Annotated in this window: 17 protein-coding genes; 1 reads left to right on the top strand and 16 read right to left on the bottom strand. The window is 37.3% G+C overall.

Annotation, left to right across the window (positions count from 1 at the left end; translation table 11 throughout):
• Window positions 1-24: 24 nt before the first annotated feature.
• The 13 genes from CORI_RS04930 to CORI_RS04870 form a co-directional block, all read right to left on the bottom strand.
• A complete protein-coding gene (locus CORI_RS04930; RefSeq protein ID WP_173031051.1) occupies window positions 25-567 on the bottom strand; it encodes a GDYXXLXY domain-containing protein in 543 nt (180 codons plus the stop codon).
• Window positions 564-1808 (bottom strand): DUF2157 domain-containing protein, encoded by a 1245-nt coding sequence (locus tag CORI_RS04925; RefSeq protein WP_173031050.1) that lies wholly within the window; start codon window positions 1806-1808, stop codon window positions 564-566. Before CORI_RS04925 ends, CORI_RS04930 begins: the two co-directional genes overlap by 4 nt.
• Window positions 1805-2995, bottom strand: a complete 1191-nt coding sequence (nhaA, locus tag CORI_RS04920; RefSeq protein WP_173031049.1) for a Na+/H+ antiporter NhaA — start codon at window positions 2993-2995, stop codon at window positions 1805-1807. The genes CORI_RS04925 and nhaA overlap by 4 nt, the downstream gene beginning before the upstream one ends.
• 138 nt (window positions 2996-3133) lie before the next feature.
• Window positions 3134-3547: a nickel-responsive transcriptional regulator NikR gene (nikR, locus tag CORI_RS04915; protein WP_173031048.1), complete on the bottom strand. Its 414-nt coding sequence runs from the start codon at window positions 3545-3547 to the stop codon at window positions 3134-3136.
• 53 nt (window positions 3548-3600) lie between these two features.
• Window positions 3601-5829, bottom strand: coding sequence for a carbamoyltransferase HypF (hypF, locus tag CORI_RS04910; protein WP_173031047.1), 2229 nt, complete (start codon window positions 5827-5829; stop codon window positions 3601-3603).
• Window positions 5807-7360, bottom strand: coding sequence for a hypothetical protein (locus CORI_RS04905; protein ID WP_173031046.1), 1554 nt, complete (start codon window positions 7358-7360; stop codon window positions 5807-5809). The genes hypF and CORI_RS04905 overlap by 23 nt, the downstream gene beginning before the upstream one ends.
• The gene (locus tag CORI_RS04900) at window positions 7360-7899 is read right to left on the bottom strand and encodes a HyaD/HybD family hydrogenase maturation endopeptidase (protein WP_173031045.1); all 540 of its coding nucleotides are present in this window, start codon (window positions 7897-7899) and stop codon (window positions 7360-7362) included. The genes CORI_RS04905 and CORI_RS04900 overlap by 1 nt, the downstream gene beginning before the upstream one ends.
• Window positions 7900-7902: 3 nt before the next feature.
• Window positions 7903-8586, bottom strand: coding sequence for a Ni/Fe-hydrogenase, b-type cytochrome subunit (cybH, locus tag CORI_RS04895; protein ID WP_169940953.1), 684 nt, complete (start codon window positions 8584-8586; stop codon window positions 7903-7905).
• Between the two features lie 9 nt (window positions 8587-8595).
• Entirely contained in the window at window positions 8596-10314 is a 1719-nt protein-coding gene (locus CORI_RS04890; RefSeq protein ID WP_169940955.1) for a nickel-dependent hydrogenase large subunit, read from the bottom strand.
• A gap of 2 nt (window positions 10315-10316) precedes the next feature.
• Complete coding sequence (locus CORI_RS04885; RefSeq protein ID WP_173031044.1) at window positions 10317-11474, bottom strand: hydrogenase small subunit; 1158 nt, start codon at window positions 11472-11474, stop codon at window positions 10317-10319.
• Window positions 11475-13381: 1907 nt separating this feature from the next.
• Window positions 13382-14242, bottom strand: coding sequence for a D-amino-acid transaminase (locus CORI_RS04880; protein ID WP_173031043.1), 861 nt, complete (start codon window positions 14240-14242; stop codon window positions 13382-13384).
• Window positions 14243-15517: 1275 nt separating this feature from the next.
• Window positions 15518-16009 carry a hypothetical protein gene (locus tag CORI_RS04875; protein ID WP_173031042.1) on the bottom strand — a complete coding sequence of 164 codons (492 nt, stop codon included), beginning with the start codon at window positions 16007-16009 and terminating at the stop codon, window positions 15518-15520.
• Between the two features lie 115 nt (window positions 16010-16124).
• The gene (locus CORI_RS04870) at window positions 16125-18680 is read right to left on the bottom strand and encodes a bifunctional aconitate hydratase 2/2-methylisocitrate dehydratase (RefSeq protein ID WP_173031041.1); all 2556 of its coding nucleotides are present in this window, start codon (window positions 18678-18680) and stop codon (window positions 16125-16127) included.
• A gap of 135 nt (window positions 18681-18815) precedes the next feature.
• Here CORI_RS04870 and CORI_RS04865 point away from each other — a divergent pair, with 135 nt between their 5' ends.
• Window positions 18816-19274: a methylated-DNA--[protein]-cysteine S-methyltransferase gene (locus CORI_RS04865; RefSeq protein WP_173031040.1), complete on the top strand. Its 459-nt coding sequence runs from the start codon at window positions 18816-18818 to the stop codon at window positions 19272-19274.
• 74 nt (window positions 19275-19348) lie between these two features.
• Here the strand turns inward: CORI_RS04865 and CORI_RS04860 are convergent, their stop codons facing one another.
• The 3 genes from CORI_RS04860 to CORI_RS04850 form a co-directional block, all read right to left on the bottom strand.
• Window positions 19349-21907 (bottom strand): molybdopterin-dependent oxidoreductase, encoded by a 2559-nt coding sequence (locus CORI_RS04860; protein WP_173031039.1) that lies wholly within the window; start codon window positions 21905-21907, stop codon window positions 19349-19351.
• Window positions 21908-22019: 112 nt separating this feature from the next.
• A complete protein-coding gene (locus CORI_RS04855; RefSeq protein ID WP_172201199.1) occupies window positions 22020-22598 on the bottom strand; it encodes a cytochrome C in 579 nt (192 codons plus the stop codon).
• Window positions 22599-22779: 181 nt separating this feature from the next.
• A complete protein-coding gene (locus CORI_RS04850) occupies window positions 22780-25023 on the bottom strand; it encodes an autotransporter outer membrane beta-barrel domain-containing protein (protein ID WP_173031038.1) in 2244 nt (747 codons plus the stop codon).
• Window positions 25024-25121: the final 98 nt, after the last annotated feature.

The following is a 25121-nucleotide window of genomic DNA, read 5'->3' as shown; positions in this document are numbered from 1 at the left end:
TTTTTTAATTTTATTATATTCTAGTTATAAATTCGGTTCAGAATTTCTCTCGTCCGCGCCGTCATTTAAATCAAGCTCTATACTTGGCTTTAAAACTATATCCTTAACTCTTGCTTTGCCGTTATCCATTACGCTTATAATCGCAAATGCGCCGTTTTGAGTGATATCTCTTTCCATATCAAGAGCTTTTTTAATAGGCAAGAAAAACGCCTCAACCCCAAAGATAGCCGAATGTCTATAAGGCGGTATCCTGCCTGCTAAAAATACTCCACTTTCGGGCTTTTTAAAGCTATGTTTTTCAAATTTATAAATGCCGTCTTTACCTTCTTTTAAGATAGCAAAAATTTTATTTCCTTTTAAATTTTCGCTTTGTAAATCATCTTGAAGCCTTGAAAAATCGTAATTTAAACTTACGTAATTTCCACGCAATAAATCCCTTGGATCATATAAACTAACATCTACTTTAATCTCTTTTCCAAAATAAATCGGAGCGTAAGCATAGCCAAGCATGCCAAAAAGAGCTAAAATTTGAAAAATTATGGCTAAAAAAATAAGATTAAATTTCATTTTGCCCTCTTTTTTCTTGAAACAACAAGCACGGTAACCGCAAAGCCTAAAAATAACAAACTAGCGCCTATGTAATCGCCTATCAGATCAATATATCTAACGATAGCCACTGCAAAAATAGCAAATAGTCCAAGCTTGACATAATCTTGCTTGATAAGAACCACACCCGCCAATACACTCAAAAACGAATAAACCGCATCGGTATACTCAAACGCATATCCGATAACAAGCGGCAAGATAAGCATCACTACGCAAAGTCCTGCCGTATAAAATCGCCTAAATATAAGAGATAAAGCAAGCGCACCGCAGACAAAAGCAAGATACATGGTGCCGTAAAAACCCTTGTAAAATATAAAGACATCATTCATTTGAGGTTCATAACCGTAATACCTAATGCTATCTGTAGTCATTGCAAAAAGCAGCGTGAATAGCCCTATTGATATAGAAGCTTTTCTTAAATACTCTGCCGTTAAAAAGCGATTAAAATGCTCCAAAGCAAAAGAAATTCCTAAACAAAGAAGCAGATAGCCAAGAGATAGCAAGATTAGGTTGTTGCTAGTTATCAGCCAAAATTCACTTCCTCCGTAATAGTTGGTGATATCTGAAACCAAGTAAATAAAAATCCCTACAAAAAGCGCTGAAGTAAGCAGTCTTGACTCTTCTTTTAAAAGTGAAAATATAGATAAAGCAAAAAATATAACTATGCCGTGCGATAGCGTTTTAAGCTCAAGCTCTAAAATAAACCAAATTAGCGCGATGATAAGCGCTTGAGCCGTTATTATCGATTTTTCAGAAGAAAGTGCGATCGCAAATGCGCCGATAGCCCAAAGAAGAATGCCATTTGGCATATGCTCTCCAAGATGATAAATTTGAGCTATAAGAGCTATAGCCGCACCATAACAAAAATTTCCCAAGAAAAAAAGAGCCGTACTTTGAGATTCATTGCCTTTTTTAAGCATATAAAATGCGCCTAAATTTACAAAAGCGGTAACGCTTACTACGATGATAAGCCTAGCTATGCGCGGTATCTCTTCCCAATTAGCACCCACGAGAGTTATGAGAGAAAGCGCAAAGAACAGATACGCCACAAGCTTTAAAATAAGGCTGTTTTTATCGCTTATGTTTTGTAAATCAATTCCATAGCTTTGAGCTATGCGCTGTGCGGTTAAACGATCTACAAGTCCGCTTTCTTGCCACTTTACAAGTTCGTTGGCAAGGAAATTTTTATTTAGTATATTCATATCTTCTTTTCTTTTACTGTTTTTCTATTTCGTCCCGCAAAATAAAGTATGATATATCCAACAAGCCCCGAAATAAAAGAAGCTATAAGGATGGCAAGCTTATCGGCGTAAGCAAATTGGTAAGTATCGTTATAAGAAAGCGAATTTATAAACAAACTCATCGTAAAGCCGATGCCCGTAAGCACGCTAAGTCCATAAAACTGAAGCACAGTTGAATACTTAGGCAATCTTGCAAATCCAAGCTTGATAGCTATCATACAAAATCCAAAAACACCAAGTTGCTTACCGACAAAAAGACCCAAAATAACGCCAATTGAAGCGGGATGAAGAAGTTGCTCTACGCCTATTCCTTTAAGAGAAATTCCGGCATTTACAAAGGCAAAAACCGGCAAAACAAAAAACGCTATGTAGCCGTGCAAGTTGTGCTCGATATCTTTTAGCATGGATTTGCCGTTGGTATCGGGCTTAATCGGTATAAAAAATGCAGCGATAACTCCGGCAAGCGTAGCATGAACGCCTGATTTAAGAACACTGACCCAAAGTATAATGCCCAAAATAAGATATACGGCTTGTCGATTTACCTTAAAGAAATTCAGAGCAAAAAGCCCAAGGATAGCCACTGCAGAAACAGCAAAAGAAATTATCGAAAGATCGCCGCTGTAAAAAATAGCAATTATCAAAATGGCGCAAACGTCATCAATAATCGCAAGCGTAACTAAGAAAATTTTAAGGCTTGCAGGCACTCTAGTACCTAAAATCATGATAATACCAAGCGCAAATGCAACATCCGTAGCCGTTGGTATCGCCCAACCCTTAACGGCAAAAGCATCATTGTAATTTAGTGAATAAAATATAAGCGCGGGCACGATGATACCACCTATGGCTCCTACTACGGGCAGGATAACTTGAGATATGTTTCTTAGCTCGCCTTCTACTATCTCACGCTTAAGCTCAAGCCCCAAAAGAAAGAAAAATATCGACATAAGACCGTCGTTTACCCACAGTATAAGAGGCTTTTTAAGCTCAAATTCGCCAAATGAAAATCCCATATTTATACGCAAAAAAGAGTTATAAAAATCGCTTAAAAATCCATTTTGAAAGATGATAGCAAGGACTGCCGCAAACATCAATAATACGCCAGAACTTGCTTCGTGATTTACAAATTTGCGAAAAGAAAAACTACTCAATATTTAGCCTTTAAAAGTAATAAATTTTCAATAAATATTCGATTTTATCATTAAGTTACTAAATATGAAATAAAATAAAAATATCAAAATAGGAGTTTAAACAGGCGAATTTTGTAGCTTGATTCGCCTGTTTTTAAGTTAGGATTGAGGAACGGCGGCTTTGGTAAGCTTTGCGAATTTAACCCCCTTAAGACCTGCTATCTTTTCGCAAAATTTCTCTATAGCATGAGCTTTGCCACGCAATACTAGCGTTTCAAGACAGTTGTAATGATCTATATGGACATGAGTCGTACAGGTGATATGAATTTCTGCGTCATGCTCTATATTCATCATTTTCACTACAAGGTCGTTTTGATGATGAGTGTATATCAGAGTAAGAACTCCTATAAGCTCTTCATCTGCGTTTTTCCAACTGTCGCTAATGATCTTTTCTCTTATCAAATCTCGAGTAAATTCACTTCTGGACGCATAGCCTTGCGAGCTTACTTTTTTGTCAAGTTCATCTAGCAGTTGTTTCGGCAAAGAAACACTGAATCTTATAATTTCATCCATAGTAACTCCTTTAAGTGAATTTATATTAATATTATATGATATAAATCTTATATTTATATTAATGCAAACGTTAATTGTCCGATAGATACGGAAGAATCGTTAGTAGGTAAGTTCTTATTGAAATAATAATTTATGTTATTATCTTTAAGAATATTAATTATTTTTTTTAAGAAAACTCTATTTTGAAAGACCCCACCTGAAAGTAGAACATCATATCTTTTTGACATGGCTATTTTAACAACCACTTCACAAAGTCCGTTTATAAAGCCTGTAGCGGCTATAACTTTATCATCTTTTAAGGCTTGAGCGAAAGCGTCTTTAAATTCTATCTTGTTTTGCACTATTTCAAATTTGTAGCTTACATCTAAATTTTCATCATAAAGTGCTTCTAGCTCCATTCCTGCTTCACCTTCGTAACTTATAGTATCAAGTCCTAGTATAATGCTACCAAACGCGTCAAATATCCTTCCTAGCGAGCTTGTGGTAACAGAGTTTATTTTCTTATCATGCATTGTTTTTAAATTTTTTAACTCACGAGAGTCAAATTTGCTTAAAAATTTATCGGCAGTTTCCTCCAAGTGATATTTTAATATTATCGAGTAAGCTATCTTATATATGTTTTTAATACTACTCTCTCCGCCAAGCAATAAAAACTCATCAAAATGAAAAATCCTATCATATTGTTTGCCATTGATGAGTAAAATCTCCCCACCCCATATCGTATCGTTACTTCCATACCCGGTCCCGTCAAAACAAAAACCGAGATATTTTTTATCTATATCAAGACTATGCTCAAAAATAACAGATAGCAAATGAGCATAATGGTGCTGAATTTGAGTTACTTTCACTGCGTTTTTAGCCGCATACTCTTTCGCCCATTTTAAATTTAAAAAATGAGGATGCAAGTCGGCTATTATCTCGTCGAATTTAAGCTCATAAACCTGAGCAAAAAGCTCAATTAAAGAGCAAAACCTCTCATAAGTCGCTATATTTTTAAGATCTCCTATATAAGGACTTATCATTACTTCGCCATCTTTGTATATGGCAAACTTGTTTTTTAACTCCGCTCCTACGGCTAAAATAGTGCGTTTATCTTTAAAATTCGTATACAAAAAATTAGGATTTACTCCCCTGCTGGTTCGTAAAAAAACAGGCTCATCGCCTATAACAAATACTATACTATCATCGCTTGGAGAGTAAATTTCGCGGTCATTATCAAGATAGTAATCAACCACATCGCTCATTTTCTCAAGCAAGCTTGCTTCATTATAAATTATAGGCTCGCCTGAAATATTTGCGGAAGTCGCTACAATATCGTTTTTTAGGTATTCAAATAGCAAAAGATGAACGCCCGTGTATGGCAAAAATATACCTATTTTATTAAGATTTGGTGCTATTTGAGTTGATAAATTTGACTCAAATTTTCTTTCAAGAACTACTATGGGCTTTAAATTTGAAGTTAAAATTTGCTCTTCGGCAGGGCTTATGCATGCGTGTTTTTTAGCATTTTGCAAATTTTTACACATGATAGCAAAAGGCTTTTTAGGGCGGTGTTTCCTAGCTCTTAGCTCATTTACCGCTTCTTCGTTTGTAGCGTCACATACCAAATGAAAGCCACCAAGCCCTTTGATAGCTAAAATTTTACCCTCTTTTATAAGCCTTGCTGCTATTTTTACACTTTCGTTTCGTGTTGTTACTATTTTTCCAAATTTATCTTTTAGGCTTAGGTTTGGACCGCAGTTTGGGCAAGATATCGGCTGAGCGTGATATCTTCTGTTGGTGGGATCTTTGTATTCGCTACCGCAAAATTCGCACATCTTAAACTTATCCATAGTCGTATTCATGCGATCATACGGAAGTGATTTGATGATTGAAAATCTAGGTCCGCAGTTAGTACAGTTTATAAAAGGATAGTGATAGCGAGGATTTGTGACATCATAAAATTCTCGCTCGCAATCAACACAAAGTGCAAAGTCAGGCAAGATAGGCGCATTTTTTTTAGCGGATTTTGAAGGAATTATCTTAAAGTCACTAAATTTAACATTATCAAGCTCAAATTTTAAAATCTCATCGATCCTGGCTAGGCTAGGAAGCTCATCTATCAATGCTTTATCAAATTTGGCCAACGCCTCATCTTCGCCATAAAGGGTTAATTTAACGCCTTCGTCATCATTATATACTTCGCCGAAAAGAGCGAATTTAAGAGCTAAATTATAGACAAAAGGACGAAATCCGACCCCTTGAACAAGACCTGAAATTTCATACTTTACGCATCTCTTCAAGCGAAAGTCCTTTGCTAAATTTTGCGCTAACGCCTACTCTTAGGTGCTTTGCCATCAAATTTGAAAGAGCCTTACACTCAAACAAAGATCCTTGCAAAACGATGTGCTTAAAGTCAAAATCCTCTCGTAAAACATCGCAAAAATCGGCTATAAAATGCGCAAACGACTCAAGATAACCAAAGCTTAAAATCTTATCATCAACTCCGGCTAGGCGAAAGCTCATGCCACTTCTTACAAATTTAACGATGTCAAAGCCGGTTTTTGAAGCCATTTTAAAATCAAGCCTTGGACCCTTAGGACCGTTAAAATCCATCGCATTTTGAAGCAGTTTAATGCCCGCTTTTTTAAAGTCATCATCAAAGCCAAAAATTTTACCGACTATGCAAAATAGCGAAAAAAAGCTATTTGGAGTGTTTATGCTTCCACTTGTAAGAGGGAAATTTGCGCTAAAATTTGCCACAAGCCTATCTCCGCCCTCCTCTTTTGATATCATTTCAAAAATCTCTTCAAAACTGCTTGGAATTTGTAAATTTAGCACTTCAAAATCGTTATTTTTAGTATAAATTTTAAACTCGTCATCTTCAAATTTGCTTAAAAAAACTCTGAGTTTATTTTCATCTTTCATGCCTAATTCATCTGCACTTAGATAGAAATTGGCTAAATTTTTATCTTTTGAAGCCTCTATGAAGTCGCTAAAGCCATTTTTGTAATAAATTTGAGCATTTGAAAATATGTATTCGTTTTCTAAAACTGTAGCTTTAAAAAGCTCTTTATCGCATTTAAGCGCGATGAAATTTACACCCTCTTCAAAAAGTCTTTCGCAAAGCGCGTAGATAAATATGTCCCTAGGAGCTTTCACATCAAAAAAATACGGCGCATTTGGGTGGTTCTGCCTATAAAGAGTGCTTGTCTTAAGCTCCACAACAGGTTTTTCGTAGCTCGCAAGAGCGATTTGCGAATTTTGATCGGATATAAAAATTTTTGGCAAATTTTTAAGCTTGGTAGGCATCAGGATATCAAAATCACCGCTTAACTCGCCGAAGTTTAAAATTTCAAAATTTCCCTCCAAATCTTTAAATTTTAAACTTTCTCCTTTTTTAAAATTTAAAATCGCAAAATCCAAAATCTCTTTAAAATTTTCTTTTGTAACCGCTTCAAATTTATCATCTTTAAATAGCTTAACATCACTAAAAATTTCGTTTTCACAAGCTGAAATGTTGCCTTCATGAAAATTTTGTATCATCTTTGGAGTGATGTTTGAAAGAGTGTTTTTAAACTCTTTTTGCTCGCCTTTTAACTCATCGCTTACAAAAACACGAGAATTTGATAAAAATATAAAGTGCGGTATAAGAGTTGAAATTTCATCAGAAAATTTTAAAAGTTCTTCCTGCTCATCTTCTAAATAAAGCCTTGTATATAAACCTTCTTGCTCTATGCCGCAAGAAAATCCGCTTTTTTTAGCATAAAAATTTAGAAAAAACGCCAAATTTTCATTTGAGTTTGCATACTCAAATTCATAAACTAGTATCATCAGATGCCTTTGTTTTTGTATTCGTTTGCGAGGTCTATTATATTTAAATTTGAGATTTTTTCATAGCTAAATCCAAGCTCTTCAAGGTGTTTTAGCAGTGTTTTTTCCATGACTTTGGCGCTAGCTTTAATTTCACTTGAAAGCTCAAAACTCATAGGTTCTATTCGCTTTGGAACAACGCCTAAAATTTTAGTCTTTGGCATATCTCCGGCTAGATCCATAAGCTGAAGAGTCTGAAGCATCTCAACCTCATGCGCCGAGCCGTCCCATGAAATTTGATTTGGCATCGCTTCGTAGTCGAAAAAATAGACATCGCCTATGCTTGATTCATCAGCGCTTATGCAATCAACCACTATAAGATAGTCAAATTCCGCTATGATCGGAGTTAAGGCTATCGCCAAGGTGCCACCGTCAACAAATTCTAAAGAGTTGATTTCGTGAGTAAATTTGTAGTTTCTTTTTATCATTTCGGTAAAATGAACTCCGACACCTTCGTCGGAGAACATTACATTACCGATGCCAAGGACGAGCACCTTCATATATCAGTGCTCTTCTTTGACGAATTTATATCCGCTTACAACGGCATCCATAGCACCGTTTTTGCCTTTGACCGCGTTAAATACGGCCATATAAATATGAACCGGAACAAATATCATTATGATCCACATCGCTACGCGGTGAATCGTTCTAACGTTTGCAAGTCCGCCCATAAGCTCTTCAAAATATCTCATCGGCTCATAAAATAACCCACCAAGCCCTTCGTGATAAACATGCACATAAAGCACCATGCCTGTTAAACAGATCACAAAAAGCACAAGATAAAAGAACAAATATGACGCAAACTGAAGCGGATTATACACGCCTCTTAGGTGCGGATGCGGCCCTAAAAATATGTAGTATTTGATCTGCGCTATCCAAACTTTTGGACTAAAGAAATCATAAATACTAGCAAGCTCTTTTCTACTAAGCTTATCAAAGAAGAAAAGATAAAGCTTAAATATCGTAACCGCGATGAGTATAAATCCCGCCACTTGATGAGCCGCGCGCCATTTTGCATTTAAAAATATCGTAGGCTCGTTAGTAACCTCAGGAGCTATAAACACATAAGATATATAAAACCCGCTTACGACTAGAAATGCAATCGCTACAAATCTAATCCAGTGCGTAAGCCTAAGACCTATCGAAAATTCGTATTCGCTGATGCGATCGGGTTTATGATGTGACATAAATCCTCCTTACAAATTTGGATTTATTTTGTATTCGCTAATCTTATTTCCCTTAGTATCCATAACGTGAACCGCGCAAGCGATACATGGATCGTAAGAGTGAATTTTACGAATAATTTCAAGCGGCTGAGTTAAGTCGGCTATCTTTAGTCCGATTATACACTCTTCGTATGATCCGCGAATGCCGTTTGCATCCTTTGGAGAAGCATTCCAAGTTGATGGAACTACCGCTTGCCAGTTTGTTATAACGCCGTCTTTAATTCTACACCAGTGAGATAAAGCGCCTCTTGGAGCATTGCCCGCAAAGTAGCCTTTATACTCTTTTTTATTGTCTATTACGTATTTAGCGCAAGTTTCTTGATCCGTTTTTAAATTTTCAATCAAGTTATTAAACGCCGTTAAACCGTGATCGGCAACTACTTTCGCCTCAAGCATACGAGTAGCCGTTCTTCCTAATGTTGAGAATATAGCGTTTATCGGAAGTCCTGTCTCTTGCAAGAATTTATCCACGATAGGCACTACTCTTTTGTTTCCTCTTGCATAGTTAACTACGATGCTTGCGATAGGACCTACTTGCATAGGCTTGCCCTCATATCTTGGAGCCTTTATCCAGCTATATTTACCCTTAGCGTCAAATACTTTAGTATCAACCATCTTGCCATGCCCGTCAAGGGTCTTCATATCAACTAGTCCCGTATAGTTAGGATCTGTTTTGCCGTCATACGGATGAAGCGGTTTATCGTCCTTATACCAAGCACGAGTAGCCTCTTCGGTTATCTTCATATCGTCCACTTCATAAACCTTGCTTAAATCGCCGTTTAGAACTATACCGCTTTGGAATAGATTATCGTTTCTACCGACTAAAAATTCATCATAAGATAAGAAATTCGCCACTCCCACGTCATTTAATACGCTTGGCTCGTTTCCGTAAGCTTTAGCCGCCATTAAAATATCAGGATAATAAGCGCGATTTACAAAATCAACCGTCTCTTTAAATTTGGTTAGATATTCACCAAGTCTTGACGGACTTAAAAGATCCATAACGCAGGTTACGCCACCTACTGTTAAACTTTGTGGATGCGGGTTTTTAGAGCCAAATATAGCCATCATTTGAGCTATGGTTCTTTGCATGCTTAAGCATTCTAAATAGTGTGAAAGCACTATCAAATTTTGCTCAGGAGTGAAGCGATATGTACTATGCCCCCAGTAAGCGTTGGCAAACGGTCCTAAATTTCCTTTTTTGGCAAATGCTGCGACCTTTTCTTTAACTTCTTTTAGTTTATCGGCTCCCGTAGCATACGGAGTTTCGCAGTATTTAAACGCCTCTTCGCTGGCCTTTCTCGGATCTGCTTCAAGCGCGGAGACGATATCGACCCAGTCAAGTCCGTGGAGTTGGTAAAAATGCACAACGTGGTCGTGAAGATAAAGAGCTGCGTTCATAAGCGTTCTAGTAAGCTCTGCATTAAGCGGAGGAACTATACCAAGAGCCTTTTCAACGGCAACAATACCCGCTCTATAATGAGAATATGTGCAAACTCCGCAAATTCTTTGAGTAAAAAATCCCGCATCTCTAGGATCGCGACCCTTTACTACCTGCTCTATTCCTCTCCATAAGGTAGAGCCAGAATAAGCCTCTTTAACTACGTTATTTTCATCTACGACAACCTCTACTCGAAGGTGCCCTTCAATCCTCGTTACAGGATCTATTACTATTCTTTGTTCGCTCATTGTTACGCCTTTTTCTCATCTTTATCTTTTGCAAAAGTAGCGATAGCTGCGTGCGCTGCCATACCAATACCTGCAAGAGCCAAAACTCCTATACCGATCTTATCGCTTACGTTATCGGCGCCAAGTCCCAAAACGGTATTGTAAAGTCTATCGCCCATAGGCTCTTCAAACGGTCCCATCGTATCCCAGAAATCAGGCTCACTACAACCTATGCAGCCGTGACCCGCTTGAACCGGCCAGCTCGTGTGCTGATTAAATCTCTCGCGTGAGCAGTTGTTAAACGTATATGGACCCTTGCAGCCGACTTTATATAAGCAGTATCCGTCTTTTGCGCCTTCATCGCCAAATCTTTGAACAAATTCGCCTGCGTCAAAGCGTCCGCGTCTTTCACAAAGATCGTGAATTCTAAGCCCGTAAGCCCATTTTGGACGATTAAACACATCAAGCGAAGGAATAGTCCCAAATAAAATATAATGAAGCACGTTTCCAACGATATTTTTCTCACTCGGAGGACAGCCAGGAACGTTTATAACGGGTTTGCTTGTAGCCTTGCTTAGAGCTTGAGAATTTGAAGGGTTTGGCTTAGCAGCTTGAACTCCGCCAAAGCTAGAACAGGTTCCGATAGCAAAGATAGCTGCGGCGTTTTCGCTAGCGTGTTTTGCATGATAATATCCCGTATAACCAAGAGGTCCTACGGTAAGATATCCCTCAGTAGCTCCCATAGGGATACCGCCTTCCACTAAAAGAATATACTTTCCTTTATACTTTTCTATGGCATGCTCCAAATTCTCCTCAGCCTGCCAGCCTGAAGCAGCCATGATAGTCTCGTGATATTCAAGTGAGATATAGTCAAATATCAAACTATCAATCGTAGGAGTATCTGTTCTTAGTAAGCTTTCAGAACAGCCCGTACATTCAGCCATATGAAGCCAAATCACAGGCAAGCGATCGCTTAACTCCGCAGCCTTTGCGACGATAGGCGTCATAGATGCAGGAAGCGCCATAAAAGCAGTCATCGCACCAGCCCACTTCATAAAATCACGACGAGTAAAGCCTTTTGCCCTTAAAGCCTCGGTGATAGAGCTATCATTCTTTACTCTTGGCATCTTAGCCAAAAGATTAAGACGTTCGTTTATCCTAGCTAGGACATCCTCTCTCATACTCTCTCCTTTTAAGTTAGATATTTAGTAAATCTGCTATATTTGCATATTTTAAATTATAGTTTGCCAAAGCCTATATTTTAATTAACAGTTATAAATTTTAGTGATTACAGGGCGCAAGTATTATCTCAAGTATTATCTAAAGAATAAAAATAATATTACATATGCAATCCCATAATATTACTACTATTTTTCTTATTTAACATTTATTATAACAATTAACTAAAAAATTTAATAAATAATTAATAATATATTTAAAATAGCCCATACTATAAAGATTCTTAAGGTTTTTATAATTAAATAACAATTATCAGTTTTATCAAAAATAGAGCTACACTACTACAAAATAGTGATTTTTCTAAAATAAAAAAGATAATTTAAATTCTACAAATTAAGATAATTTTTATCCGAAAATTTTATAGCCGTTGCTGTTTTATTTTTTTCAAGACAATATCGCTGAATTATGGCTAAAATATCGAGTGACATATATTGATTATATAAAAGTTTGAAAGAAAGCTTATTTGATATATGACCGAATTTAAAAGCGTCTTCGCTACTTATAATAAAACCATATATATTATAAATGATTTAAACTATATGCAGTCATGAACTTGAAACACTTTTTCATGGCTTTCAATCAAATTTTAACTTAATCAATCTTAACAGGGAAAGTTTCAAACAAAATATTTAAGCTAGCCTTTATAGGAGAATAAGACCAAAAGAGGCTATGCAAGCAGGTTATCTGCTCAAATACACACTTTAAAATAAACGATAATACTGCTCCTACAGGGCTTAAAAAATCACTCATCATATAAAAAAGATAATTTTATATTTTCCATATCGGCTTTTAGTAAAAATATGACCCGTTATGGCATTTACCAAAAAGCTCAATAATCGCTATAACTATAAGTGTTTTAGTATCTATGTGCCCAGGTCGGATTAGCTTACAAATTGCCTCATATAAGATAGGTGCGACAAAAAATCGCCATCGCAATAGAGACTTAAATCAAGCCCTATGGAAACCAAAAGTCTTTTCTTTAGCTTCTCTTGTTCGCTAAGCTAGATGGCAAAATAACTCAAAGATGGCGCAAACACATGAAAACATACGAAAGATATCACTAAAAAGAGCCAAAGAATTTGTATGTATGGGGCATATGAACAGCACCATCATCATAACAGTAGCGATTATCATTAATACAGCATACTTTTTTGCATTAAATGGTATTATGAAAACATTATATATTTTGCTTGTGTATTTTATTTAGTAATTATTTTTTAGTGTTTATACAAATCAAGCAATTTAAATTTCATAATTTACTTTGCCATTCCTTTTAAAATTACAAACTACTTTAAAACTTCTTAATATTAATAGAACATATAATCCTTTATAATATCTTCAAAAACATTTTCCTCTATATTGTAAGACTTATTATACGCGAATTTGTTTTAACATTTGTGTGTTCCTAGAAGATCTATATCTTTTTTAATTTTCTTCTTCCTGCTATTTTTATAATCAAAGCTCACAAGAAAGCAAACGATAGTTCCAACATCTCTCTATAAAAATATTTCACAAACTATATCATTGCCATTATATATACAAATACTATTTTACCAATAATTGCCACACATTTGAGCATATAATAATATTGTTTAACTTGTTTTAAAGTATAGACTTGTAAAATTAGTTTGTGATAAATTTTATTCTTACATTATAAATGTACTCTAATCATTAATTATATAAGCGAAGTATTTAGAATATCTTTGATACAATTAAAAAAGCAATTAAAGCGATGCTTCAAAATTACACTTAAGATTAAACCAAAAAACATCGCTCGTACCTCATTAGCTCAAAAAAACGGTTTTAAAATTTTTAATTTAAACTCGATCTTTTTTATGATCATAAAAGTTCAATTATAATTTTCAATCTCTTTTTTAAGCTTATCTACATACATTTGTCTTAGTTTTGGCGCATATTTGCCAACTTTTCCACCGTTTATCGCTCTTCCGTCAGCACTTATGACAGGTAAAAGCAAAAGCGTAGCTGCGGAAATAAAAACCTCATCGGCATTATAAACATCATCCATACTAAAGGCACGTTGCTCTATCTTAAGTCCCGCCTGCTCGGCAAATCCAAGAATTACTTTTCTACGAATTCCGGGCAAAATTTCATTTGAAAGAGGCTTGGTTATCAAGACATCATCTTTGATGATAAAAGCGCTTGAGCTTGTAGCTTCGGTCACCAAGCCATCTTCAACCATAAATCCCTCGTAAGCGCCCTTTTTTACGGCTTGCTCCTTTGCATAGCACTGAGCTAAAAGCGAGATAGACTTGATATCTCTGCGTTTCCAGCGGATATCTTCGACACTTACTACACTGATGCCGTTTATCGCGTCTGGATTATTTATGATCTCTTTTTCGTAACAAAATATGAAGCAGGTAGGCTCTAAATTTTTGATAAAGCAAAAGTCCCTATCGGCAACGCCTCTGGTTATCTGCATATACACTCCGCCCTCTTTTAATGAATTTCTTGATATGACCTCGTTTAAAATTTCTTCAAATTTAGATTTTTCACAAGGCAAACTAAGCTCTATCGCAGCCAAACTCTGCTCAAACCTCTGCCAAAATCCATCTTTATCCACAAGCTTGCCGCCAAGTACGGGCACTACTTCATAAATTCCGTCGCCAAATATAAACCCCCTATCAAATGCACTTACTTTTGCCTCGTTTGCATCCATAAATTCGCCGTTTAGATAGACTATGCCTTTCATTTTTATCCTTATTTTTAAATTTCAACTTAAAAATTTTAAATAATCTTTTAGAGTTATTTAACAAATCAAAAATCTAAATATATATTTTTATATATTGATTTCCAATTACACCTTTCATAATTAATTGCAAAATCTCTACAAATAATTTAAGTTATTTTATACTACATTATGAGTTTAAGAACTTTATAAATTTAAATCTTAACTCCTTAAAATTTGGTACAATTGGAAATTATACCATAGACTTTTTTTACCTTAGGGAGTTGCCATCGGAAAAGATTTCTTTATACAGAACAACTCTTTTGGCTTTTTAAAGGACAGTCAGTAATTAGATGATAGAGTCTATCAAATTGCTTTTTATACTAAATTCAGTCAGCTGATTTGTTATTTATTATAAACTATTAAGCTTTTCAATGATTGTGTATTTTATTATCTGCAGTTTTTTACAAGCACATTTATTCCTAACAATATTATTGAGGATAATAATTCTGGCAATATTTCCAATTCTCTTTAAATTAAATCAAGAGAAAGTATCATAACAAGAGCTTTTTGGATTTTCTGATAAAAGTTTAAAATTTCTTAAAACTCATGCTTTATTTAAAGCTCTTTTTGGTAGTTTTACTTCCGGTGGATTTTAACAAAACTTTTGCTAATAGTATTTAGCAAAACCGTAAATAAATCAAAAAGTTCAAACAAAGAGAGCTTTAAACCAAATATTACAAATAAGAGGAATATCCTTATAAAGATGTTATTCCAGATTTGACTACTCCGGATGTACTATCGGTTAACAATATCACTTCTATCTTCTATCGCTTCCGCTGTTTATAAACTTGGCGAAATTTAAATTAGCCAACAATGAAATTTATCAGATATTTCTGCAATCTTGACAAATAACTCTCAATGTGTTGCAAATACTATCATAAGCCAAAAGATGGCAACAGAAGTTAAAAGTTCAAAACAATATAGTTATAGAATGTTTGAAAACTAAATTACAATATAACAAATCTAAAAAATAAATCAACTAAACTTATGAAGTTGACAATGGACAAGATATATACTTAAAAAACCGCATCAGGCAATTCCAAGAACCAAAACTGATATTAATTATTTTGCGAGACTGAATACATGAATATTGATGTATTATTTGGCAATTAGGCAATACAACAATAAAGCTAAGAAGCTTTTAAAATATTAATGTTTTTATTGTTTCAGATATATAACTAAATACTCTTCGCGGAGCATAATCATCTGTATCATTTCTATCTTGTATTAGTCGTTTTATCTCTTCAAATATTTGCTTCTCACTTTTTTGCTTGAATGCAGTTCGTTAAAAAATACATTTACTTCTTGATATGTTACTTTCTGGTCTTTCATAAACTTAATCAAATCAAGTCTTGGAGAGATATAACAATCTTTCGATATATTATTATCCACATAAACTCTAATATACTTACCGTTATAAGCATCGTTATCGCTTTTAACTTTATAATCTATATAGTCTAAACTGCCATTCATTAGCATTTTAAAGGCTATATCTTCGGTTGCATTATAGCCTGTATCCTGATTTAAAACAGGAAAGCCTTGAGTAGTAGTTCTTTCTCCTGAATAATAAGCATTTATGCTAGGCTCTTCATAGATATTTATATTTGCATACTTATAGCTATAATAATACCCAACAATCCAAATTACCAACAAACCCCCAAAAAACACTAAAAACCATATAAGAAGCGCTCTTAGTTTACGTATACCTTTAGGAATTATTATAGCCATAAAGAAAGTTACGATAAGAAGTATTAGGATTATAAAAAAAGGAGTTGCGGGGATGCATATTAGTCCTTTATCTTTAAGCAAGCAAATTCGCAAATTCACCCGCTTAAATCGGAATTTAATCTATCTTAAAATTCTCTATCTCATTAAAATTTAGATATCTGTAAATTTCATCCTCTTTGCCTGCGATTCTTTCAGGAACTATCCTCATATACTCCTCCACGCTCGGAAGTCTTCCAAGTAGAGCGCAAACCGCAGCAAGTTCCGCGCTTCCAAGATAAACCTTTGCGCCAAGCCCCATTCGGTTGTCAAAATTTCTGGTCGAGGTTGAAAAGACCACGGCGTTATCCTTGACTCGCGCTTGATTTCCCATACAAAGCGAGCAGCCGGGCACTTCTATGTGAGCTTTTACACTTCTAAACACGTCATAGTACCCCTCGCGCTCAAGCTTATCCTTATCCATCTTCGTAGGCGGCACAACCCAAAGGCGCGTAGGTATCTCGCCCTCGCCTCTTAACACTTCGGCTAAAGCGCGGTAGTGTCCGATATTTGTCATGCAGCTTCCCACAAAGACCTCATCGATATTCTTGGCACGTCTTTCATCGGCTAAAATTTCACTAAGAGTCGCCACGTCATCAGGATCGTTCGGACAAGCAAGTATCGGCTCGGTTATCTCGTCTAAATTTATCTCTATCACTTCAGTGTACTTGGCGTTACTATCGGCTTTTAGGAGGGTTGGATTTGCCAGCCACTCGCGCATCTTGTTAGCTCTTCGCTCAAGAGTCGCCCTGCTTTCATACCCTGCCTTTATCATCGCTTCGATGAGAGTTATGTTTGATCTTATGTACTCTATCACAGGCGCTTTATCAAGAGCCACCACACAGGCAGCTGCGGAGCGTTCAGCTGAAGCGTCGCTTAGCTCAAAAGCCTGCTCTACCTTTAGACTCTCAAGCCCTTCGATCTCTAAAATTTTGCCTGCAAAGATGTTTCTTTTGTTTTTCTTTTCTACGGTTAGTAGCCCTTGCTTAATGGCGTAGTAAGGTATCGCATTTACTAGATCTCTAAGAGTAACGCCTCTTTGAAAATTGCCTTTAAAGCGCACTAAAACGGACTCGGGCATGTTTAAAGGCATTACGCCAAGCACCGCAGCAAACGCCACAAGACCGCTTCCTGCGGGAAAGCTTATGCCGATAGGAAAGCGCGTATGGCTATCGCCACCCGTTCCAAGGGTATCTGGAAGCACCATGCGATTTAGCCACGAGTGTATGACGCCGTCTCCTGGCTTTAGACTAACGCCGCCGCGAGAATTCATAAATTTCGGCAGAGTCTTATGCGTAATCGAATCGCTTGGCTTAGGATAAGCAGCCGTATGACAAAAGCTCTGAAGCACAAAATCGGCCGAAAATCCAAGGCTTGCAAGCTCTTTTATCTCATCTCTTGTCATCGGACCCGTGGTATCTTGACTACCTACGGTTAAAGTCAAAGGCTCAACGTAAGAATTTGGCCGCACGCCCTCTATGCCGCACGCCTTGCCTACTATCTTTTGAGCCAGAGTAAAGCCAAATTCGCCATCATCCTTAGGCTGAGTAGGCTTAGTAAATATCTGCTCATCTCCCAAATTTAACGCCGCTCTAGCCTTCATGCAAAGCCCGCGACCGATGATAAGCGGTACGCGCCCGCCTGCTCGAATTTCATCAAGTAGGGTATTTGGCATAAGCGTAAAGCGACTTACGACCTTACCCGCTTGCACTATCTCACCTTTATACGGGTAAATTTCAATCTCATCGCCCGTCTCAAGCAAGCTTACATCAGCGATTATAGGTAGTGCACCGCTATCTTCTGCGGTGTTAAAAAATATCGGAGCGATAGTCGTGCCGATAACTATGCCGCCTGTTTTTTTGTTTGGCACGCCGTCAATGTCTCGCCCCAAATGCCACTGGATGGAGTTTATACCGCTTTTTCTACTTGAGCCGGTTCCCACTACATCGCCCGCGTAAACTACTTCACGGCCGCTTTTTTTAAGCTCAGCTATCTTCTCAAGGCTTCCCAGCTGCCTTCTAATGAGCATCGCATTAGCATGAAGCGGGATATCAGAGCGAGTAAATGCCTCGCTTGCAGGGCTTAGATCATCGGTGTTCGTTTCTCCTGGCACCTTAAATACAACCGCCTTTATCACCTCATCAAGCGGCTTACGCGATAAAAACCACTCTGCATTCGCCCATGAGATCATAACTTCCCTAGCAAATTCGTTACTTTTGCTTAAATTTAGCACGTCGTTAAAATAATCATGCACGAAAATCGTCTCTTTAAGCACCTCACAGGCGGCTTTTGCTACGGATTTATCGCTGTTTTGAAGCGAGGCTATAAGCACGATCACGCTATATCCCCCAAGCATAGGCTTTAGCATGCTTACCGCGCTTAGCTTATCAATGCCAGCGATCTTAACATCGTGATTTATAATCTCGTTTAAAAATTCAGCCTTTACCTTAGCCGCATCATCAACGCCCGGATTTACTCTAGTAGCAAGCAAATTTATAAGCTCGGGTTGCCTTTTATCGCCCGCTTTTAAAAGCTCGCAAACTTGCTTTGTCTGCTCTACGCTTAAAGCAAGCGGTGGAACACCGAGCAATGCCCTTTCATCAACGTGTTTTTCATACTCTTTAAAAAAATCCATCACTTATCCTTTGTTATTTGCTTAAGGTAAATAAGCTGCAAATTTTAACTATTTAGTCCTATTTTATCCAAAAACGTATAAGAAACTAAACTAAAATTTGCTAAATTTAAGGATACGAAATCAAAAGGAGTAAATTTGCAAAAAGCCTACTTAAAATCCCCTATCGGCATCTTAGAAATTTGCGCAGACGAAAACGGAATTTGCGAGCTAAATTTCGTGGATAAATTTGTAAAAACAGAGGTTAAAGATGAAAATTTAAAGCTTTGTTTAAAAGAGCTTGATGAGTATTTCAAAGGAAATTTACGCGAGTTTAAATGCAAATTTCAAATTTCAGGCACTCCTTTTCAAAAAAGCGTATATGAAGCGCTGCTTAAAATTCCTTACGGAAAGAGAGTGACCTACGCCCAGCTAGCTAAAAACATAGACAACCCAAAGGCTTGCCGTGCGGTTGGCTCTGCAAACGGCAAAAATAAAATCCCTGTCATCATCCCATGCCACAGAGTAGTAGCCGGCAATTCACTTGGCGGATACTCAGGTGGAGAAGGCTTAAAAACAAAGGAGTTTTTACTGAATTTGGAAAAAGAGAATTTGTAAATTTTGACAACTATGAATAACTAAATTTTAAAAAGATAAATTCTACCGCCGAATAAAGCGGTAGAATTTGGATATCACATAGCGAATTTCGGATCGCTAAATGCAGTTAGTTTAGGAGCAACGCCGGTAAATTTCTCGATATTTACCAGAGCCGTATGAGCTATATTGCCGTTTGCAAGCTTGCTGGTCGGTATATCTATGGTTAGTGCGTTTGCAGAGCCGTTTTTGCAAAGTCCGTTCATATCAGGATCATACCAAGCGCCCTCGCAAAGCCTTACAACGTTTCTTGATATGTTTTTAGTTACGACCGCACCGGCTAACGCTTCTCCTCTGGCGTTAAACACTCGCACCAAATCACCGTCTTTTATGCCAAGTTCTTTAGCGTCTTTTTCGTTTATCCAGATCGGTTCACGATTTGCCACTGCGTAATTGTCGCGGATGCTCGTATTGCTTAGCTGCGAGTGAAGTCTATCTGCAGGGTGAGCGCTTATCATATGGAATTTAGCAGGCTTATCCTTCATACCCAGCCACTCAATAGGCTCAAACCACATAGGGTGAGCTTTGCAGTCGTCATATCCCATCTTTTCGATAGTTTCTGAGTAAATTTCTATAAGACCCGACGGCGTTCCCAGTGCGTTTAGGATAGGATCTTCTCTAAATTCGCCGTGTCTTATCCATTGATCACTCTCCGGAGTAGAAGCAAATGTAACAGGCTCATTTGCGGCCCAGAATTCATTAAACGGTTTCATATCAGTTACTAAATCAGGCACTGAGATTACTTGATTATAAGCTGCGTCATAGTACTCTTTGATCCAGTCAAATTCGTTTTTGCCGTTATCGGTATATGCTACGACTAGATTTTTAGCGTAAGCCTTGCAAAGATCGCTAAAAATTTGATAGTCGTCTCTTGACTCTTCAAATTTTTCAACGACTTGTTTCATAGGGACGATGTTCATATTTGAGTAATCGCCCGTCATCGTGATGTCGTTTCTCTCATAAGCCGTTGTAGTTGGGAACACGATATCAGCCATCTTTGCTGTCGGTGTCCAGTAAGGCTCATTTACGACGATGGTGCGAGGTTTTTGCCAAGCTTTTACAAGAGTGTTTGTATCTTGATGGTGGCAGAATGGATTGCCGCCGACCCAGTAGATAAAGTCTATATCAGGATATGTTATCTTCTTACCGTTGTGATCTATAACTTTACCCGGATTTAGCAATGCGTCGGCTATCCTAGCTAATGGGAATACATATTCGGTTGCTTTTGAAAGCCAACTTTGACCAGTGCCGCTTGCCGCTACAGGTTTAGCTATAAAGCGACCATTTTTATCAAAGCTTCCCGTATTTGTACCGATAAATTCACCCTCTTCATTGAAAAATCCTAAACTTGCACTATTCATACCGCCGATTACTCCGCCTTTGCAAGTAGGAGCACCGCCGTTTGAGTAATGATAACTTAAGCCAAAGCCGCCGCCCGGAAGTCCGATCTGACCCAGCATAGCAGCTAGAGTTACCATAGCCCAGTGAGGTTGCTCGCCGTGATGAGCTCTTTGCATACCCCAACCGCTCATTAGCATAGTGCGGTTATTCATAAAGGTATCTGCAAGCTCTTTGATAAGAGACGCTTTAAGTCCGCAAATTTTGCTCGCCCAATCCAAATCTTTTGCCACTCCGTCCGTCTTACCTAGCAGATAAGGAAGGAATTTATCAAAGCCGACCGTATAAGTCGAGATAAACTCTTTATCGTATTTATCGCTTGTGTATAAGTAGTGCATCATACCAAGCATCATCGCAGTATCGGTATTTGGAAGCGGAGTTACCCACTGAGCCTTATCAAAATATTGAGCCGTCTCGCTCTTAATCGGATCGATGATTATTACTTTTTTGCCTGATTTTTTAAGCTCTTCAAGGTATTTAAAGCCTTGCTCATCAGTACTCGTCCAAGCTATCCTAAGCGTGTTTAGAGGGTTTGCTCCCCAGATAACGACTACTTTTGAGTGCTCAAGTATAAGTGGCCAGCTGGTTTGCTGCTCATAAACCTCAATACTTCCCATAACATGAGGCATTATGACTTGGCTTGCTCCTGTGGAATAATCGCCAAGGTGTCCCACAAATCCGCCGCTTAAATTCATAAATCTATGAAGCAAAATTCTGGAATTATGCACGTTTCCGCTTGATTTCCAGCCGTAGCTTCCCGCAAATACGCTTTGAATTCCTTTTTCTTTTCTCGTCTTTTTAAGCTCTCTGGCCACAAGCTTGATCGCGTCTTCATATCTTACCCTAACCCACTCGTCTTTACCTCTAAGTTCCGGTTTTGGATTGTTTGGATCCATCAGATAGCTTTTGCGTACCATCGGATATCTTATGCGACTTTTATATACCATATCGGCGGTAAAATTTTGAAGCGGATTTGGTATATCGCTTGTCTTTTGGATAGGGTTTGAGCCGACGATCCTTCCGTCTTTAACCTCTACTTTTAGCATACCCCAGTGAGCTGCGGTATTTACCGTGCCGTTTTTAACAAGACCGGAATTTAGCTCATCTGCAAGCAAATTCGTAGCTGCAACCTTTGAAATTAGCGGAGCTCCTGCTAAAAGCGCGCCGAATTTTAAAACATCTCGTCTTTGTCTGTTCATCTTTTCTCCTTAAAAAATATATTTACATTCTTAATACGTCTGCAACCTTCGTATCGCTATGCGATATACTCAAGGCTATTCGCTTAGGCACAGATGCGAAGCAGTTCGCGTCTTACTTCGCTCCTGCGCTCACATCCGAAGAGTGTTTTTGTAAATACTGAGTGATGAGCCACTCATCTTTTTTGTCTATCGCGGTTCTACTAAGCATTGATTTTACAAGATTTGGCCATTGGTTTGCTTTGTAGTGGTCGGTCGCATGAGCAGTGTGGCAGATACCGCAGTTATCTTTATACATCTGATCGGCTCTTGCAAACATAGAAGAAACTTCATTTACAAATTCGCCCTTAGGGGTGTAAGCGACAACTTCCACTTTGTCCCATTTACCGTCTTTACCCTTTTCAATCATCTTATAATCAATCTTTGCCGTCTTGGCAAAAGCCGCCGCTATGACGCGCTGTGAATCACTATAATAAATCACGTTATCTACGGCAGGATTTTTATACCCGCGAATTACTACCTTTACCCTATCAGAACCCTCCTCGCTTATTTTAACGGCATTAGTCGGAAGCAGTCTGCCTATGGACTTATCCGAAGTCGCATCTAAAAATAGCGGCTTAACAACATCGCTATAAACATCTCCCGATGCAAACAGCGAACAGGCTATCGTTGCTGACAATAATACTTTTTTCATATTTCTCCTTTGTCGTGGTTGTAGAGAAATTATAGATAAAAAGTATGATTTAAATATGATTTTTTTGAAATTTACGAAATTTTATGAATTTATTTAAGTAGTTTTGTATATTTAGAAAATTTTAATAAAGAGCTAAATTTTAGACACAAGCGGGAGAATTCATACCCTCCCGCTTTCACTCTCAAAACCTCCACTGCACCCCAATACCGCCATTAATACCTCTTTTTTTACCTGTCATGCCTTGTAGGTTAAAGTCTAGCGTTAGGTTATTTGTACTGTTTAGCTTAGCACCTATCTCTGCATTATAAGTGCTTCCTTTGATACTTGGACTATCTATATCTACATTATGAGTTAGGTTATATCCTTTAGCTTCACCTTTAAACTCTCTTTCATAGCTAGCACCTGTATAAAGATCAAATCTTTCGTTTATAGTATGGTTGTATCTAGCTCCTATCTTAGCCGATAAGGATTTAGCAGGTTTTAAAAGAATTCTATCTCCTACTATATCTACCTCTATCTCTTTTTCTCCTAGCTTATTAAAGAGTGCTTTAGAGTATATATCTATATTTGATATATCACTTATATCTATCGTCTTGCCTAAGCCTAAATGCATTCCATAGTAGCTTCTTTTAGCTTCATATTTAGCAGTAGTTACAGCAGGTATATCACTTTCGTAATCACTTTTTATCTTGCCTGCTTTAAAGCTTGAGCTTAGATAAAAGCTATTAGCAAGACTAAACTTAGTAGCTATACCAAGACCTATATATTTAAACTTACCGTTACCTCTTACATCTATCTTGTCAAAGTCATTAAAGCTATCATACTTACCTCCACCAAACTCTACAAACATTCCTACACTGTTTCCTTCAAATTCTTTAGCAAGACCGACTGCCGCGTTAAAGCTTTTTAGATCTACGTGCGAGCCTGACTTAAGTCTAGTGTTTGATGCGCTTGTAGAGCCGAATGCTCCGTTTGAATCTGTTTGAAGAGTCATGGAAGATATCATATCAGAACTTGAAGATAGCATACCTAGCTCTCCTATAGTGGTTTCTACTACGTTTTTAGGGTAGGGAAGAAGTGTTGCGCCACCACCATTTCCTTGGTTACCTTGATTTCCTTGGTTACCTTGATTTCCTTGGTTACCTTGATTTCCTTGGTTATTTTTTTTAACTATAGCAAGTAGTTTTTTGTTTGACGTGTCTTTGCTAAGAGTAAAGTCGTAAAGAGCTGAAATTCCTGCTTGGAGTTGCCCTTTTTGATTGGTCATATTGTCCGGATATATCATATCTTTCTGTGCCTCTATAAGCGTTATCTTATCACCGTTATTCAATACTCCTCCCTGCATCATACCTACACCTATTTTAGACTTAGTCAAATCTAATACCATATTAACATTTAACATCTTGTCTGCTATAACATTAAATCCTATAGGTATATAGAAATTTATAAATTCAAAGTTTGCAATTTCGTCTGCTGTAATATTCTTTCCTCTTATGTTTAGAGTGTTTCCGGTAAAGCCGTCTTTATTATTAACACTAGCACCTCCATAAACACCCTTTATGATAAGATTATCCACATTTAAATTTACGGTATTATTTATGGAGTTACCGTTTATAGAATATCCCCCCTCTACTATAGATATATTTTTTTCAAATTTTCCACCATTTATAGTTACGGTATTATTTGAAGCGTTGCCGCTAATAGAGTCTCCTCCTCTTATAAATACTTCCCCTTTAAATTTTCCACTATTTATTGTTACAGTGTTTTCAGAGGCGTTGCTATTAGCACGCCCTCCAGATGCGGTCATATCTCCTTGAAATACTCCTCCGTTTATTGTTACGGTGTTTTCAGAGGCGTTGCCTTGGTTTTCAACTTCGCCACCCATTATGATGGCTCTTTGTATTATATTGGCTCCATTTTCTATGGTTACTTTATTATTTCTAGCTTCCCCATCTTTGGCTACTCCTCCGCGAATTAAAGGATCGAAATTATCAAATTCCCCTCCTGAGATCATCAGTCTGTTTCCTATAGCCCCTTTGCCCCCATAGCCTCCGTAAGCATACGCAAAAATCTTTCCTCCTGTCATATTTAAGGTATTACCTCTGGCAATATTATCTTTTGAAAATCCTCCATATATATTCGATACTTTAACTCTAGCTCCAGGGTTTCCGCCAAAATTTAAAGTGTTTCCTGATACTTCATCATTCCCGTATCCGCCATAAATAGCTATAACTTGGTTAAGATCATTAGGAGTGCCTTTCCATGTAAGAGTATTACCGCTTTGTCCTATATAAAAACGGTCATCATGTAGATATGAACCATAATTAGGACTAGCAGTAGAGTTATCTATAGTAACATCTACTGCATAAAGTGAACTTAATGCAACAATAGAAAAGGCCAAGCTTTGTTTTATAATAGCTTTCATACAAATTCCTTGTTTCGTTAATATTAAATTTTTATCTGTATTATACATTAATTGATAGTATTTAATCTTAAAATTATATTTTAATAATATAAGCGTAT

Source organism: Campylobacter sp. CCUG 57310, from assembly GCF_013201975.1.
Lineage (GTDB): Bacteria > Campylobacterota > Campylobacteria > Campylobacterales > Campylobacteraceae > Campylobacter_A > Campylobacter_A canis.
The sequence above is the reverse complement of the archived record's forward strand: the minus strand, read 5'-3'. Positions and strand labels throughout refer to the sequence as shown.

Bases quoted from the DNA above. Each gene is read 5' to 3' on its own strand.
- CORI_RS04930 (WP_173031051.1), bottom strand. From the start codon at position 567: ATGAAATTTAATCTTATTTTTTTAGCCATAATTTTTCAAATTTTAGCT.
- CORI_RS04925 (WP_173031050.1), bottom strand. From the start codon at position 1,808: ATGAATATACTAAATAAAAATTTCCTTGCCAACGAACTTGTAAAGTGG.
- nikR (WP_173031048.1), bottom strand. From the start codon at position 3,547: ATGGATGAAATTATAAGATTCAGTGTTTCTTTGCCGAAACAACTGCTA.
- CORI_RS04905 (WP_173031046.1), bottom strand. From the start codon at position 7,360: ATGATACTAGTTTATGAATTTGAGTATGCAAACTCAAATGAAAATTTG.
- CORI_RS04900 (WP_173031045.1), bottom strand. From the start codon at position 7,899: ATGAAGGTGCTCGTCCTTGGCATCGGTAATGTAATGTTCTCCGACGAA.
- cybH (WP_169940953.1), bottom strand. From the start codon at position 8,586: ATGTCACATCATAAACCCGATCGCATCAGCGAATACGAATTTTCGATA.
- CORI_RS04890 (WP_169940955.1), bottom strand. From the start codon at position 10,314: ATGAGCGAACAAAGAATAGTAATAGATCCTGTAACGAGGATTGAAGGG.
- CORI_RS04885 (WP_173031044.1), bottom strand. From the start codon at position 11,474: ATGAGAGAGGATGTCCTAGCTAGGATAAACGAACGTCTTAATCTTTTG.
- CORI_RS04880 (WP_173031043.1), bottom strand. From the start codon at position 14,242: ATGAAAGGCATAGTCTATCTAAACGGCGAATTTATGGATGCAAACGAG.
- CORI_RS04875 (WP_173031042.1), bottom strand. From the start codon at position 16,009: ATGGCTATAATAATTCCTAAAGGTATACGTAAACTAAGAGCGCTTCTT.
- CORI_RS04870 (WP_173031041.1), bottom strand. From the start codon at position 18,680: ATGGATTTTTTTAAAGAGTATGAAAAACACGTTGATGAAAGGGCATTG.
- CORI_RS04860 (WP_173031039.1), bottom strand. From the start codon at position 21,907: ATGAACAGACAAAGACGAGATGTTTTAAAATTCGGCGCGCTTTTAGCA.
- CORI_RS04855 (WP_172201199.1), bottom strand. From the start codon at position 22,598: ATGAAAAAAGTATTATTGTCAGCAACGATAGCCTGTTCGCTGTTTGCA.
- CORI_RS04850 (WP_173031038.1), bottom strand. From the start codon at position 25,023: ATGAAAGCTATTATAAAACAAAGCTTGGCCTTTTCTATTGTTGCATTA.